This window comes from Legionella quateirensis (assembly GCF_001467955.1).
Lineage (GTDB): Bacteria > Pseudomonadota > Gammaproteobacteria > Legionellales > Legionellaceae > Legionella > Legionella quateirensis.
The window spans coordinates 12,617-27,568 of the sequence record NZ_LNYR01000003.1; the positions used below are offsets into that span (position 1 = coordinate 12,617).

The window sequence follows — 14,952 nt, forward strand, 5'->3', positions numbered from 1 at the left end:
TTTTGGTTATTTTATGCCTATGTATACTGCACTTTCATGAGGCTTTTTGTAGAGCTCAAACTCAGTGAGGTAGGTTCTTTCGTATATTGATTTTTTATTAAAATAGCTCCAAATAATTTGCCAGGCATTAATGATTGCTGAGGGATTAGGGCCGATTGCTTCAAAAACCAGATAGTTGCCCGCTTTTATAGTGACTCTATCTAAGTTCATAACGTTAGATTCATTCACAATTTCTATTCCCGCAGTGACTGTATAGTACCCTGATGAATCGGACTCATAATGGTGATACACGCCATAAACCGGCTTTTCTTGTTGTGCTCTGATGTTTGAATCAAAGAATTGTTCCCATAGTTGAGGCAGTCTTGCCGTTTGAGGATTAAATTCCTCTTCATTTTTTGTTCTTACACTGTAAATTCTTGAATCTGAGTCAATTGGGGGATAATAACAGTCATACCGTTCTCCAAATAGAAGTTTTAATTAATATAAGCCTGCATGGCATTTGCAATGACGCGTTTGTCCTCTTCACTGATTTTTAATAATCCAAAACGAAATGGGTATCCCCAATTCTTAGTATTTTTTGTCAATTCAAGTGATTCAAGGAGCCCGTGTATGGGAACATCAAATCGTTTATTGGCCCAAAGTACATTGCGTCGAAATGGAAAAAAACCATTACCCATATCCACTTGATAGGGTGCGCCAGGTAGAACGATTCCAAGTGCTGTAAATGCTTGCAGTTTCTCGATGCCTTTAAAGTGCAGAGTTGGTGAGTAATAGATGATGCAATCACCTGCTTGTATTCTTTTTAGAGGCGCAAGTTTACCGTGGCAAACTTGCATAAAGCCTTTATCCACTCCAATTCGTACGTGGGACGCGCAGGCGACAGCCAGCCAGTTTTGGTTCATGATTAGTTCTTTGAAAAAAAACGAATTCGATGACCATCTGGGTCGCAGGTTACAAACGTGTAACCAAAATCCATTGGTGTTGGTTCTTGTATTATTTTAAAGTTTTTCGTTTGATAATTTCTAAAAAGTTCATCAACGGCTTGTTCATCGGGAACCAAAATAGCGAGTTCGCTACCGCCACCCAATGCAGTTGGTGCAGGTAACGCAGAATTTTGAGACCATAATCCCAATCGCAAACCGGATTTTAATACAAACATGGCGTAATCAGGCTCAGTGTGGATAGGCTGGGCATTGAGTAATTCTGAGTAAAAACCTGTACTGTTTTCTATATTGCTCACATAAAATAAAACTAAATTGGGGTCAAACGTCATGATTTCTCCTGTTTTTTATTTCGTTAAATTCATTGGGGAATATAAAACAGACTCATGACAGTTTTTGTCAGCATCATTTAATAGGATTGGGGAATATTATGTAGGATGCGCCACTTCTTTAAAAGGGATTGTCGGCGTTCGGAATATTTTTGTTCTTTAATGGATAATTGAAGAATTCTATCGGTTCTGAAGTGGCGGAAGTCCTGCCTAAGTTCACACCAACCCACCATGAGATGCGCTTCATCAAAAAAGCCGAGCGCAATAGGCCAGATTATTCGTGTCGAATGATTGTTTTGGAGATCTTGATATTCTAATTCGATTTTTCGCTCTAAACGTATCGCTTTGCGAATGAGAATAAGATCACTATCCTTACTTTCGGCACATTTTCCTGGAGGAACTAAGAGTCCTGAAGTTTCTAGTTGGTGTTTTAATTCAGTAGGAAGGACTGCTGAAATTTTTGCAAGCACATTTTGAGCTGCGATTTTAAGTTGAGTATCCGCTCGTTGTGCAACCCAACGTGAACCTAGCACCATTGCCTCAATTTCATCATCTGAAAACATCAAAGGAGGCAACATAAAACCAGATTTAAGCACATAACCAACACCAGGTTCACCTTCAATCGGCGCACCCAAGGATTGTAAGGTTATTATATCTCGATAAAGAGTCCGTAGGCTCACACCTAATTCTTCTGAAAGATTTTTGCCACTCACGGGTAATCGATGGCGTCGTAGTAGTTGAATTAAATCAAATAAACGTTCAGTTCGAGACATTGTTGTAATAAATACTGCTGCCAAATTATGTCAGTAGTGTATCATGAACACTTATAGAACTAATAATTTGCTTATTCTAATAGCAACGAACTTTGAGATTAATGGATGCCCTCAAGAAACGCTTTAAAACCACCTGCGATCGGGCTATGCTGATTGGGATAATAGGCTTGGTAGGCCTGTCGATCCACACTCAGTATAAACTGATTAGACGCGAGTATATTCCAAAATAGCCGGATTTGTTTCGCTAAAAGGAATGCACTTAATAACCGTTCCTTTGTCGCTAATCCTAACCAATTTTCGAGGCAAGCATCTTGAAGTTTCTGGTAGGTTGAATCACCTTCTATTATTCCATGGTGAGTAACCGATTGTTCTAGACAGGTATGTAAAGAAAAAAATGGATGAATTATAGCGGTCTCGGCCCAATCAACAAACGTCATTCTTTTAGTATTTGGATCAAAAAGAACATTCTTATCATGAAAATCGTGATAACCGATAGTTTCAGGAATCCTAAAGCTCGCTAATAATTTGCACTGAGCTGAAAATTTCGGGCTTAGGGTGTATAGTGTTTGTAATTCTTTATCGGTGAGTCCCTCTGCTTTTAAAAAAGTAGTTTGCTTTAAGATGTGATCATAAAGAAAGGGTAATTGATTTAATCGCCAATCGGGTACACCAAGTTTGAGAAACGTAGCGATAAACTCTTCAGATCTGCGTTGAATTGATGCATATTGCTTTATTGCTTGGCATAATAGCTCTGGCTTGAAGTTGGTTTTAAGCGTTTGACGCAAAGAAATACCCGCATCCTTCATTAGAAAACAATGTAAATCCTCATTAATTTCAATTATATCGGGCACATCGGCATGGAATTGGGATGACAATACTCGAATGATTTTCGGTTCATTAGATAGAAAAAGAGAGGGTGGTGTTTGTTTTAAATAAAAACTCTCTGTTGATGTTGCAAATCGGATCACATGAGACCACGGTGTTGACAATACAATTTCTGGCGAGTGCTCTATTGAGTAGCCATTAGAAACCAGGTAATCGGTTCCCCATTTGAGAAGTGGTAGTAGATTATTCATTTTTGGAAGTTAAAATGCATAAAATGACGAGAAAACTATAAGTCTTACTTAACATAAAAAACTTCCCTTTAAATAGTTACCAAGAGAATATTATACATAAAAAAGCGAGTCTCAATAGAATAGTAAAAGCAGGATAAAATAATGGAGCAGCAAGATGATTAACCTATATCCGTGGTATAAACAAAAGGATAATGGATTAATTCTTAGTTTGCTTATTCAACCCGGTGCCAAATGCAATCAAGTAGTAGGTGCTGTTGGAGGGGAACTCAAGATAAAAATCGCGGCACCTTCTATTGAAGATAAAGCCAACATGGAATTAGTGCGATACCTGTCTGTCTTATTCAAAGTCCCTAAAAGTCAAATTAAAATAAAGAGAGGCCTTAAGTCTCGACACAAGATCATTGAAGTCATTGGTTGTGGTGTTGATGCTCTTCAGTGGTGTAAAATTTAAAGAATGATTTTAAATAATGAGCCTAAATGCTGGATACAACAATAATTGAGAACAATTGGCGCTCTCGTGGCTTTAGTTTTGAGCTTTGGGAAGATCCCCCAGGTCAAATTTGGAAAGATTTTAAGCATGAAACGGATGAGTTATTCATGTTGCTTGAAGGTGAAGTTATTTTAACCGTGGGCAATAAAACGTTAAAACCTGCTATTGGAGAAGAAGTATTGATTCCAGCAGGAGTAGATCATACGGTTCAAACCAGTTCCACCACAGGGAGCCGTTGGTATTATGGTTACAAAGTAAGAAGGTAAGGAAATGACACAAAAGAAAATATCATTAGAAAATGATGTTGTTCTGCAATTCATTGTTGATGAATTAATATCTTTACATCATTGCCATACAATTATTTTATATGGCTCGCGCGCACGAGGAGACTTCACAGTAACCAGTGATTATGATGTTGCAGGGATTAGAGAAAAAGGAGATAAGCAACGAATTGCACGCTTTGATGAAGCACATCAAGTTTATCATGATATTTTTGTTTATCCCGAGAATGCTTTTGATTCAATTTCTGATGAACATTTATGTATGTCAGATGGTATCGTTGTTGTTGAAAAAGCTCATTTTGGCACAGAGTTATTAAAAAAACTCTCTGCTTTTTTAATATTGCCTGAGTCCCTCCCTCCTGATGAAATTACAGCACGTAGAGTGTGGTATCAAAAAATGCTGGCAAGGGCATATACTAGAGATTTAGAAGGGAAATATCGCCATATTTGGTCAATCTTCACAATTCTAGAGGATTATTTTGTATTCAAAGAATTGCGTTATCAAGGTCCAAAAAAAGCATTCAAGTATTTAGAAACACACGATCCAGAGACTTTATCATTATTTGATGAGGCCATAATGAATATCGATAACTTGGATGCCTTAAATAGGCTAATTACAAGAGTTATAAAGATAGACAAAACGTAGGATAATTATGCCAGAATTAGATATTGAAATTATCAAAGATAATCCAGAGTACTATCTTTTGAAAAGGCATCTATTATTTTAGAGTACATAGTAATGAAATTTAATATTTATATTAAAATCTTGACTGCGTTCTTTGTGATTTTTTTAATTCTTGTGTTGGCATTTTTTAACTATTTAAAGTCAGTTGAGACAAAGATAGTTGTTAATGCCGGGAAAACGACCTCGCAAGGGCTTTTAATTAGTTTAGAAAAAGAGTTAATTAATAACCCGAAATCAAACTGGGATGCGATAATAAAGAAAAAAACAGATTATGTTATTCATCTTATAGCAATCGACAGTCTAAAACTCACCCTGGTGCAGAATAATCAATTAAATAATGGTGAAATCATTTTTTTATCAGGTACAACCTATCAATTTCTAAACGAGGTCATTGTAGAACATACTGCGTATAAAAAAATTGGTAATACCCCATATGCATTAGCTTACAATTTTTCAGATCCTGGCGAAATTATTTTTAATTATATGAATCCTGTTTTAAAACAAATCGTTCAACATTTATTATCAAAATCAAAAAATACCTGGAGTAATGAACTATTAAATTTAGAAAAAATATATGGCTTCCCTCTTCATGTTTATAAAACTAAGAGTAAACACTTGCCAAGTAATATAATTAATTCTTTATCAACAAAGCGGTTAGTATTTGAAACCAATAATAACTCGTCACAAATTGTTATTCTCTATTATAGTTTTAGTGGTGGAATACTCAAAATTGGCCCACTCAGCTATCTGCCCGTTATGACAAGAATCAGTGATGTTATGTACTATTTTATAGGGACTTTCTTTTTTTTATCCCTCTGTCTTATTGCCTTTTTTTCATTGCTTTTTGTTAGAAATATGAAAAAGGTGTATCAGATAACTAAAAATTTCAGTCAAGGGAGCTTTGATTTTCATCGGAAAATAGGTACTACCTCTGTTTTGTATGGGCTGTATAGAAATATCATCCAAATGGGTGAGCAATTAAAAGAACTGATTGAATCACATAAACAATTGTGCCGGTTTGTCGCGCATGAAATTAGGACCCCTTTGTCAACCATACAAATGGCGACGGATAGTATCAAAAGGAAAAACGCTGAAGATGCATTGCTCAATAAACAGATAAGCAGCATACAAGAAGATATTGCAGATATGAATCGGCTCGTCAGCACTTTTTTGATTTACTCAAAAATGCATTTAAACGAATTGAAATTAAAACAGTCTGAGACCGATATAATAGTATGGTTAAGAAAGTTATTAGAGACTTATTCTTCCTCAACATTTGAAATTACATTTCATTCTAATGAGTTAAATTCTTTGAAAGCATACATAGATGAAAATATTTTAAAACACGCTGTTACCAATTTGATTACAAATGCCATGAAATTTGCAGAGCACACTATTTCTTTAACCATTTCGCTGGATGATAGTCATATTTTACTTCACGTAGACGATGATGGCCCAGGTTTGCCGGATGATGGTGCGGATGACATTTTTTCTGAATATACAATTGCCGAAGACTCCGGAATTGGAGATAAACATATTGGGTTAGGATTAGCTATTGTTAAAAAAGTTGTTAATCTCCACGGAGGAAAGGTCATGGCTACACAATCACCGATATTAAAAGGTGCTCGATTCACCATAGTACTTCCAATATATTCTTAACGATTAAGATTTTAGTTTTGGAAGTTGGTCCTCAACTGTAGCATCTTTTGAAGTACCCATCTCTTGTTTCATCCCAACCAGTGCGTCGATAACCGCTGTTAACTGGAGTTTTGCATTTTCAAAACGTTTAGGGATAAATTCATCTTCCTCACCATCAATCGCTTCTCCAGTTCCAATGCCTTTTTCAAGAGCGCTGATAACCACACTAAGCTCTGATTCAAACGCCGATAATAGTTCATTACTCCCCGTTGCAGATTGCAAGATTCCATGCAATTTTTCCACTACATCTTCAGGAATATAAAGAGTGCCTTCACTGCATTTGCTATATTCACGTTTCGCAATAGGTAATGAAAGTAGTTCATCAGCCTTGTGTTGACTCATCTGAAATATTTGTCTAACAGATTGTTTTAGTTCTAAGGGAGTTGGTGGCGAATTGCTAGATTTCAAAGATGCGAGAAGCTTATCACTAGCAGTTACTCTTCCATCTTTGCTATGTTCTTGCGCTGTCTCGAGAGGAGTCTGTCCTTTTTCATTTCGCACTTCAAGACTAGCACCACACTCTAATAACTTTTTAATGAGATGTAACGGCTCTTTTCTATAATTATAAAAATTCTGTACCGCATAGTGCAAAGCCGTCATGCCTTTTTTATCAGCACTATTAATATCAGCGCCATGTTTTAATAATAAAGCAATGACGCTATCATTACTTGGGCCACCAATAAGGACTTTTCCACAACTTACCATTGCCAGGTTTAACAAAGCTTTATTAGCTAGAATTGACTCTAGCAAGTCTTCATGACCTTTAAATACAGAAGGTTCTTTTAAACCTAAGAGAAGTTCTAGTACATCTCTATCTGTCAGTCGTTCTATAGGGTCCGCCCGACCTAAGATATCACGGACACGGGTTAAATAATTTTCTTGTTCTTTACCTAATATTTGGTTTTCCTGTTCAACAAACTTTGCAACATCATCTCCTTCAAATCGCAATTCTGGAAAACCATCAATTTTCTTTAAATCTTGAATATTTAGAATATCTCGATTTAAAGCGATTTTTGCTATCAGTTCATCGGCTCCGTCTTTACCTAGAATTGCACGGGCATATTCTATGGTGTTAACTTTTAATTCTTTAGCTGTTTGTGTTGAGGCAAATAAAGATTTTCGAACGGCAACTTGATATTCACCATGATGAAAAATAACACTGTTTCCAGCCTTCCAAATATTTCCTGCCATCGATGTGATAGGGGATGCCGGCGAAAGGGATCGGAAGCCGGTCTGTACATCTTGCGCATTCCATGGTCCAGTTCCACCAAACGTGATTTCTGGATGTTTCACTGATACTCTTTCTAAAAATGTTTTTTCCTGTGAGTTTGCTGCAGCATTAAGTTGATTGTCTGTATTACAACCTTCTAAAGTCACAAAAACTTCACCATGATGTGCGGGCAATGCTCGTTTAAAACTATGTAATAAATTATCAAAATTATCATCATATAACTGCTCACTTGGGCCATGGCAATTACCCATACCATATTCGCCACCACCAGCATGGCCCATAATAAATAATTTTGGGTTTTTCTCAAATATATTGTCTAGTTCTTCCGGTAAGTCGCGTTTGAGTTCATCCAAACTACTATAGATTTTTGGGGATTTATCACACTGATCGAAAAAATAATACTTCAAATCAGAGCCTTCTAAATAGACGCCAATTGGAACAAATTGCTTGAACCGTTGTTTTAAGTGAGGATTTATCACCACACCTCTCTGATTTTCAGGCAGTGGATGATCTGGATCTGGTTTATATATTAAGATTTCTATTGCAGCGTCTTTCATGGCTCATCTCGACTATTACTTAAAATAATAGGCTGATTTTATCAAAAACACTCGGCTCAAATGTATATATATTGTACAAACGTTCTAAAATGATACTTTTGTCGAGGGTAAATGATTATAGATTTGCGATATATTTGGTGAAGCTTTCATAACTGGACGAAAAATCCCAAGGTCGAGGCAAAAGAATTTTTTACTATTTTTGATAAGTCTTACATAAGATTAGTGGCTGTGATCTATATTTATTCCCAAGCCGCTGATACAAATATATATCCTTTTTTATGGATTGTTTTTATACGATAGGGCTTTTTATTATTATCATTCAATGCTTTTCTTAAACGTGATATTTTTAAATCGATACCTCTATCAACCCCATCATATTCATGCCCAGAAAGAGCATACATAATGCTATCTCGACTCAGCAACCTATCATGGTTCTTAACCAACAAAGCAAGCATTTCAAAGTCACTGGTACTTATTGAAATTTCTTCATCAAAGAGATGAACACTCTTAGTACTAAAATTGATAGAAAAATTGCCAAATTGAAATTGATTTTGATTATTAACTAAATTAGGTCGACGTAATAATGCTTCTATTCTTGCTTTTAAAACCTCGTCGGCAACAGGTTTAGTTAAGTAGTCATCTGCTCCTAAATTTAAAGAGGATACTTCACTTTCAATATCATTAACTGCTGTTAACATGAGTATTTTCCCCAAATATTCATCTCTAATGGTATGGCATATTTGATCTCCATTCATGCCAGGAAGCATTATATCTAATATGACTAGGCAAGGTTGCTCACGAATAATACGATAGACCGCTCTATCACCACGCTTTTCAATAGAAACATCATAACCTGCTTCGTGTAGGCTTTCTTTGAGGTAATTGGCTAACTTAACATTATCTTCTACAAGCAATATTGATTTATCTTTCATTCGTTCTGTCTAAGCCTCTTTTAAATAAGAAAACTCTCTAAACAAATTTAGTCTGAATTGATTTTTAAGTTCAGTGTTACATAGATATCAGTAGGTAAGCAAACACACGGCGCATCCGTACATTTTATATACAATCGATCTGTTTTAACTCGATATAATGATAGCTAATGGGCGAATCTGTGGAGATAAATTATGAACGCTTATGTTAAAAATTTTGATGAACATAAAGAAATCAAATCTTCACGTGACATTTGCAAATCATTAAAACCTGTTCCCACAGCGTATACGGACAATAAACATTGTGATCATTGCTATCCCGAAAAACGTTCTCATTTTCGAAGAAAATTTTTTAATTTATTCCATTATTTTATATTCAATCCATTTATCTATCTTTTATCTAAACTTTTTCTCCTATCAGAGCAGGATTTTTTACGATTCAATAACCTATTAAATCGGTTGGTCATTAATATTTTCCAAAAACTAAAACTATATACCAAGACTCAGACCATTGATAGGAAACAATTCAATAACAGTGTCCTTGCATTTTGGGATGAAGCACAAAGAAGAGGGCTAGAGCTGTATAATTTTAAGGAATCTAACTTGCATACTCTGTATTTTAAATTGGTCTACAATAGAAAAAAATATTATTTCATGCAGACCCCAATCTCTCTTATTTCTCAAAAAAATACACGCTTTGATGAGGATACTAAATATGATAATAAATGGAGCCTCAAGAAAAAATTATTAGATAGCCAAATTCCCTGTCCCTTAGGGAGGGTTTTTCTTTCCAGTAAAAACGCCTACAACTATGGTATCTCATTGGGATTTCCTCTTGTGGTTAAGCCACTATCTGAATCTCTAAGTATTCATACTTCATGTACTATTCAAACTCCAAATGAATTAAAAGAAGCGATAAAAATAGTAAAGCAGGTTGATTTTCGCGTGCTGGTTGAAAAACACATTCTTGGTGATGTTTATCGGTCATTAATTATTAATGATTCATTAATCGCTTGTGTGAGACGACAACCTGAGAGCGTTGTTGGCGATGGTGTAACTATACTTCAAGAGTTAATTGATAAAAAAAATAAAGTTACGTGGAAAGAAGGACATGGTGAATATCCATACAAAATTACTCCAAATAGCAACTTAATGAAAATTTTGGCAGCTCAGGGAGTTGCTCTTAATACGATAATAAATAAGGGACAACAAATCTTTATTGCAAAAAAAGTTACTATGAGTAGTGGTGCAAAAATCAGTAATGTTATCGACCTGATACATCCTGAGAATAAACTGTTATTGGAAAAAGTACATAAAATACTCAATATACCGCTTACGGGTCTTGATTTTATTTGTCAGGACATTTCTCTTCCATGGCAAAAGCAACAATTTGGCATTATTGAAAATAATAGCTTCCCTTATATTGACTTGCATCTCAATCCATCTGATGGGAAAGGAATAAATGTAGCAGGTAAAATTTGGGACTATGTACTCGATGTTTTAAGTCAAAAAAACGAGTAACCCAATAAATGTACATTTTATATACAATTGAGTTTTTTTAACTCGGTATAATAACAGATAAGTAAATCTTTATTCGGATGAAATCATTATGAACTTGCACTGGAGTATTATCATGAAAACAGACAAAGAAAAACATCAGCCTATCCCTGAATCCATAACGGCAGATGAACCCAAAACCTCTTCTATAGCATTAGCTTTACAACAATTTAGAAAGGAAGCAGAAAAAAAAAGAGGCTGCTGAGGAAGGTGCAAAAGTACGCTGCCGGACTTGTTTTAAAGAAATCGCACCTAAGCGCCTTTGTTCCGGACATGGCGCAGGTGGTAGCGGAGGTGATAGTGCCACCTCTGATAAGAAGACATCTGAGGAAAAAGCGAGTCCTGGTGAAGATAAATTCCTAACTAAATCAGGCAAAGTAGTTGGGTCTGAAGATGAATTGGTAGGCGTGTTTGGTTCAGAGGAACTTGATTTAGAGTCTGGTTTTGACCCAGAAATAATTGCGGAATTGATCGCCAAAGGATTATTGCTGGTTGATAGTGATCGCGAATCAATGACCCTTTCCATTAAATGTGAACCTAGTAAATTAACTGAAGAACAAAGAGAAGAATTAAAAAAATTCATGGAAGCGATTATAAAAGAATTCAATGAATTTAAAGAAGAAAATCATCTTTCTGATGATTGCATACAAATCCTTCAAGATGAGGAGGGAAACATACGTTCTCTTCGCATTACCATGCCCACATTAGCTTTATACGATGCATTTATCCAACAGTTAGCAAATAATTTAGTACCCGTACCCAGTCCGAAAGCACAAGAAAGAGATGAGGTAACAAAAGAGCAAGGCTTTACTCCAAATCCACTTTCGCGGGAACCAAGGCCGTCTAATAAAGATCAATTCTCCAAACAAGAAGCCAATGAGGAGATAAATAATAAATCTGAAGATGGGGAGCATGAAATTTTTAACCCATCTCCTTTTAATGGGAAGCCATGGTAATAAAGAGTAGGGGTTTATTGATTTTTGAAAAGAACTTTAATTCAAGGCCCCATTTTATATCCAATAAGACAATTACGTAATTGGGAAATACCATTTCATGCTTTCTCAAGACTGAGCCCTTAAGTTTCGATATATATAAGATCATTGAGGTCATTGATTGCGTGTTGAAGCGATCCAGTGGGTAGTTGATTTATAACTTTTCTTTTTCTGGTTTTCTTATTTATCTGATTGAATGGTGTAGCTTTTTAGGCTATGATTGAAGCTTAGTTGGCTTCAACATAAAAATCATGTTTGATACTTCAATATTGTTTTCTGAATATCGGCGGCGTGTGCTGGCACTTTTATTGCTTCATCCTGATGAGCGTTATCATGTCCGAGAGATTGCGCGGTTAACGAATACCACAGCGGGTACACTTCATCGAGAACTATCCAAACTTGCTAAATCCAAAGTACTTCTGCGCGAGCAGAGCGGTAATCAAGTTTATTACCAAGCAAATCGAAATTTTCTTATTTATACGGAGCTTGCAAGCATTTTAAAGAAAACGTCTGGTTTGGTGGATGTGTTGTTTGATTTTTTAACTCCATTAGCTGAAAAAATTGAAGTAGCTTTTGTTTTTGGTTCGGTGGCCAAAGGAACTGAAAACCTTGGAAGTGATATTGATGTGCTTATTATTGGTGAGGTTGATTTTACAGAAGCAGTTGCGGCTCTTTATGCTGCTCAAGCTAGTTTAGGAAGAGAAATTAATCCCAAAATATATTCCAGGGAACAATGGAAGGCATCTTTACAAAAACAAGACCTTTTCATTCAGGAGGTTTTAAATAATCCCAAGCTATTTATTATGGGAGCTGAACATGACCTTGGATAATTTAATTGGTATCAGCCTGGAAAAAATACCGATTCACCCAGATACCATAAAACGGCTTTTGCATGCTGCTGAACGTAATATTGTGGATTCAAAAATTGACTTGGTTAGTGCGGAGAATCGCTTTGATGCTGCCTATAAAGCAATTATGCAAATAGCAAATGCAGCACTTCAATCTCATGGATATCGAACCTTGACTTCTAAACCAGGACATCATCAAACGATGATTCAGTTATTGCCTCAGACTTTAGGTATTGATAAAAAAACAGTGATTATATTGGATGCTATGCGTAAACAACGCAATATTGCAGATTATTCTGGCGATATTATTCCTGAGAGTGCAGTAATAACTTGTATTGCTCAAGCAGAAGCATTGTTAAAGGATTTTAAAAAATGGCTGAGTGTTAATGATTGTAAACAACAGTGATGTAAAGCAACAACTCAATGAATGTCTTGAGGTACTAACAAAGATTTTAGGCGCAGATCTTTTGGGTGTTTATCTTTATGGTTCTTATCTTGTAAGTGGTTTGCAAAAATACAGTGACATTGATTTATTTGTTGTAACAAATCGTACCACAACTTCAAAAGAAAAGATGGAGTTGACTAACCATCTTCTCCAAATATCAGGCATTTACATGAAAAGTACGAAGCCACCTATAGAAATGACCCTTGTGGAAAGGGTAGCAATTAATCCTTGGCTTTATCTACCCCTTTTTGATTTTCAATATGGCGAATGGCTTCGCTCATCATTTGAAATGGGAAATTTTGAACCATGGTCTGATCGTGAAATGCCCGATCTTGCGCTGATTATCACTCACGTCTTATTGAAGAGTCATACATTGATGGGGGAAAGCCATGAGCAACTATTAGACCCGGTCCCATATAGCGACTTTATAAAAGCGATGCTTCATGATCTTGATAGACTTTCAGCGGAACTTGAACAGGACACTCGAAATGTATTACTAACCTATGCACGGATTTGGAGTACATTAGAAACTAATGAGATTCGATCGAAACCTATAGCCGCCGATTGGGTGATTGATCGTCTACCTAAAATGTATCAGCCTGTGATGAACAGAGCGAAACACATATGCATTGGTTTGGAAGATGAATATTGGGATGATATTAATGTGCTTGTAAAACCCTGTGCTGATTTTATATTAAGTAGAATTATCGATCAAAAGTTATCAATAAATCTAAAAGATCCTTGCGCCTTAATAAGGTAAGCATTCCATCAACAATAGGGATGGCTTTAGTAGTAAATACCTTTTGTAAGAAGGGGAGATAGGTAATGACAAACTGTACCACGGTGATGACAGTCTGACGATCTGGGTACCTTTCACGGCATCCCAAGTCAGGGAAGTGCCATACATGTTACGAATAAAAAACAAATGAAAAGAAAGAGACGAATTAAATGGTAATATTCTGTAGATTACTCCCCAATTTTTTTCTTTGGCACTATAGGTTGCGGGCGGAAATAACTCATCGGGTGTTACATCTAATCCCTTAAGTATTCTTAGAAGATTTAAAACGGTAACATTTGCTTCGCCACGTTCAACAGTTCCATAGTACCCACGGTTCATTTCAATGAAATTAGCAAAACCTTCCTGAGAGAAGCCTTTCTCTTTTCTGATTTTGCGAATTTGTTCGCCTATTAAAATTAAATCGGTCTGCTTGTTCATTTAAAAAGGATATGTGCTATGCTTCATATATAGCCACACGGTATGTCTACCATTTTTATCGTTAATCAGAAGATTGGATAAAAGAAACATCAATACGGTATTTTCTTAATAAAACAAATAAACTAATTTATACTTTCTCTAATTGAATGGAATTCTAAACATGAGCATTGAATCAGTTAAAGTGTTTAACCAATCTGCTGACAGTTATGATGGCTGGTTCGATAGCCATTCGGCTGTATTTCAATCAGAGCTTGATGCACTAAAGAAAGTAATACCCAATTCAGGAGAGGGCCTTGAAGTGGGCGTGGGATCAGGACGATTTTCTGCCGCCCTTGGAATTAAGACAGGTATAGAGCCCGCGGTTAATTTAAGCACTATAGCGAGAGCACGAGGAATCACTGTTTATGAAGGAGTTGCCGAATCATTGCCTTTTCAAAATCAGCAATTCGATTTTGTATTGTTTAATACTGTGTTATGTTTTTTAGATCTTCCATTAACCGCTCTTTCTGAAGCAAAACGAGTTTTGAAGCCAAATGGTACCCTTATTATTGGCATGATTGATAAAAATTCAATGCTGGGAAAACTCTATGAGGCGACAAAACAAGAAAATCCATTTTATCAGCATGCTCATCTGTATTCAGTAAAAGAAGTTCTTGAGTTGCTTCATGAAATTAATTTCAAAGAAGAGGGCATTTATCAAACACTTTTTTCTCCCATTGAAACAATAGCAATGCCAGAAGAGCCCAAATCAGGTTATGGAGAAGGGGGATTTGTCGTACTGTCCGCCCATATTGAAACCAATAGATTTTTGTATTAAAAAATTATTGGGATTGCAGCAGTCAAGTTAAATTACTGCAAGGATGTAGCGATCTATCACGATATAAGCATCAGTCTGATGCAGGAG

At 36.0% G+C, this 14,952-nt stretch carries 19 protein-coding genes; 11 read left to right on the forward strand and 8 right to left on the reverse strand.

The features are described 5' to 3' along the window. Window positions 1–6: 6 nt before the first annotated feature. The 5 genes from Lqua_RS01555 to Lqua_RS01575 form a co-directional block, all read right to left on the reverse strand. Window positions 7–432 carry a GyrI-like domain-containing protein gene (locus tag Lqua_RS01555; RefSeq protein ID WP_065240136.1) on the reverse strand — a complete coding sequence of 142 codons (426 nt, stop codon included), beginning with the start codon at window positions 430–432 and terminating at the stop codon, window positions 7–9. A 41-nt stretch (window positions 433–473) separates the two neighbouring features. After that, entirely contained in the window at window positions 474–902 is a 429-nt protein-coding gene (locus Lqua_RS01560) for an EVE domain-containing protein (RefSeq protein WP_058472566.1), read from the reverse strand. Window positions 903–904: 2 nt separating this feature from the next. Then, entirely contained in the window at window positions 905–1,273 is a 369-nt protein-coding gene (locus Lqua_RS01565) for a VOC family protein (protein WP_058472567.1), read from the reverse strand. Between the two features lie 77 nt (window positions 1,274–1,350). Then, window positions 1,351–2,043: a helix-turn-helix transcriptional regulator gene (locus Lqua_RS01570; protein ID WP_058472568.1), complete on the reverse strand. Its 693-nt coding sequence runs from the start codon at window positions 2,041–2,043 to the stop codon at window positions 1,351–1,353. 98 nt (window positions 2,044–2,141) lie between these two features. Next, window positions 2,142–3,119 carry a phosphotransferase gene (locus tag Lqua_RS01575; protein ID WP_058472569.1) on the reverse strand — a complete coding sequence of 326 codons (978 nt, stop codon included), beginning with the start codon at window positions 3,117–3,119 and terminating at the stop codon, window positions 2,142–2,144. A gap of 154 nt (window positions 3,120–3,273) precedes the next feature. Between Lqua_RS01575 and Lqua_RS01580 the strand changes: the two genes are divergently transcribed. The 4 genes from Lqua_RS01580 to Lqua_RS01595 all read left to right on the forward strand — a co-directional run bounded on the left by Lqua_RS01580 (window position 3,274) and on the right by Lqua_RS01595 (window position 6,234). Beyond that, the gene (locus Lqua_RS01580; RefSeq protein ID WP_058472570.1) at window positions 3,274–3,570 is read left to right on the forward strand and encodes a DUF167 domain-containing protein; all 297 of its coding nucleotides are present in this window, start codon (window positions 3,274–3,276) and stop codon (window positions 3,568–3,570) included. 26 nt (window positions 3,571–3,596) lie between these two features. Continuing rightward, entirely contained in the window at window positions 3,597–3,875 is a 279-nt protein-coding gene (locus Lqua_RS01585) for a cupin domain-containing protein (protein WP_058472571.1), read from the forward strand. A 4-nt stretch (window positions 3,876–3,879) separates the two neighbouring features. After that, window positions 3,880–4,536, forward strand: coding sequence for a nucleotidyltransferase domain-containing protein (locus tag Lqua_RS01590; RefSeq protein WP_058472572.1), 657 nt, complete (start codon window positions 3,880–3,882; stop codon window positions 4,534–4,536). A 93-nt stretch (window positions 4,537–4,629) separates the two neighbouring features. Next, window positions 4,630–6,234, forward strand: coding sequence for a sensor histidine kinase (locus Lqua_RS01595; RefSeq protein WP_058472573.1), 1,605 nt, complete (start codon window positions 4,630–4,632; stop codon window positions 6,232–6,234). A 3-nt stretch (window positions 6,235–6,237) separates the two neighbouring features. Here the strand turns inward: Lqua_RS01595 and Lqua_RS01600 are convergent, their stop codons facing one another. Both Lqua_RS01600 and Lqua_RS01605 read right to left on the reverse strand, forming a co-directional pair. Then, a complete protein-coding gene (locus tag Lqua_RS01600; protein ID WP_058472574.1) occupies window positions 6,238–8,061 on the reverse strand; it encodes an ankyrin repeat domain-containing protein in 1,824 nt (607 codons plus the stop codon). Between the two features lie 239 nt (window positions 8,062–8,300). Further along, window positions 8,301–8,993: a response regulator gene (locus Lqua_RS01605; RefSeq protein WP_058472575.1), complete on the reverse strand. Its 693-nt coding sequence runs from the start codon at window positions 8,991–8,993 to the stop codon at window positions 8,301–8,303. Window positions 8,994–9,185: 192 nt separating this feature from the next. Here Lqua_RS01605 and Lqua_RS01610 point away from each other — a divergent pair, with 192 nt between their 5' ends. From Lqua_RS01610 to Lqua_RS01630, 6 genes are all read left to right on the forward strand, one after another. Continuing rightward, a complete protein-coding gene (locus Lqua_RS01610; RefSeq protein ID WP_058472576.1) occupies window positions 9,186–10,511 on the forward strand; it encodes a hypothetical protein in 1,326 nt (441 codons plus the stop codon). Window positions 10,512–10,623: 112 nt separating this feature from the next. Further along, on the forward strand, window positions 10,624–10,752 hold the full coding sequence (locus tag Lqua_RS18975) for a hypothetical protein (protein WP_420798048.1): 129 nt from the start codon (window positions 10,624–10,626) through the stop codon (window positions 10,750–10,752). A gap of 202 nt (window positions 10,753–10,954) precedes the next feature. Next, window positions 10,955–11,503, forward strand: coding sequence for a hypothetical protein (locus Lqua_RS18980; protein WP_420798049.1), 549 nt, complete (start codon window positions 10,955–10,957; stop codon window positions 11,501–11,503). A 287-nt stretch (window positions 11,504–11,790) separates the two neighbouring features. After that, window positions 11,791–12,369 (forward strand): nucleotidyltransferase domain-containing protein, encoded by a 579-nt coding sequence (locus tag Lqua_RS01620; RefSeq protein WP_058472577.1) that lies wholly within the window; start codon window positions 11,791–11,793, stop codon window positions 12,367–12,369. Continuing rightward, window positions 12,356–12,793, forward strand: coding sequence for a hypothetical protein (locus Lqua_RS01625; RefSeq protein ID WP_058472578.1), 438 nt, complete (start codon window positions 12,356–12,358; stop codon window positions 12,791–12,793). The genes Lqua_RS01620 and Lqua_RS01625 overlap by 14 nt, the downstream gene beginning before the upstream one ends. Beyond that, window positions 12,774–13,592 (forward strand): aminoglycoside adenylyltransferase domain-containing protein, encoded by an 819-nt coding sequence (locus tag Lqua_RS01630; RefSeq protein WP_058472579.1) that lies wholly within the window; start codon window positions 12,774–12,776, stop codon window positions 13,590–13,592. The genes Lqua_RS01625 and Lqua_RS01630 overlap by 20 nt, the downstream gene beginning before the upstream one ends. Here Lqua_RS01630 and Lqua_RS18985 read toward each other — a convergent pair. Further along, the gene (locus Lqua_RS18985) at window positions 13,581–14,048 is read right to left on the reverse strand and encodes a helix-turn-helix domain-containing protein (RefSeq protein WP_238585508.1); all 468 of its coding nucleotides are present in this window, start codon (window positions 14,046–14,048) and stop codon (window positions 13,581–13,583) included. The two genes, Lqua_RS01630 and Lqua_RS18985, sit on opposite strands and share 12 nt — an antisense overlap. 160 nt (window positions 14,049–14,208) lie before the next feature. On the opposite strand from Lqua_RS18985, the gene Lqua_RS01640 reads away from it, so the two are divergent. Beyond that, window positions 14,209–14,865 (forward strand): class I SAM-dependent methyltransferase, encoded by a 657-nt coding sequence (locus Lqua_RS01640; protein WP_058472580.1) that lies wholly within the window; start codon window positions 14,209–14,211, stop codon window positions 14,863–14,865. Window positions 14,866–14,952 lie beyond the last annotated feature (87 nt).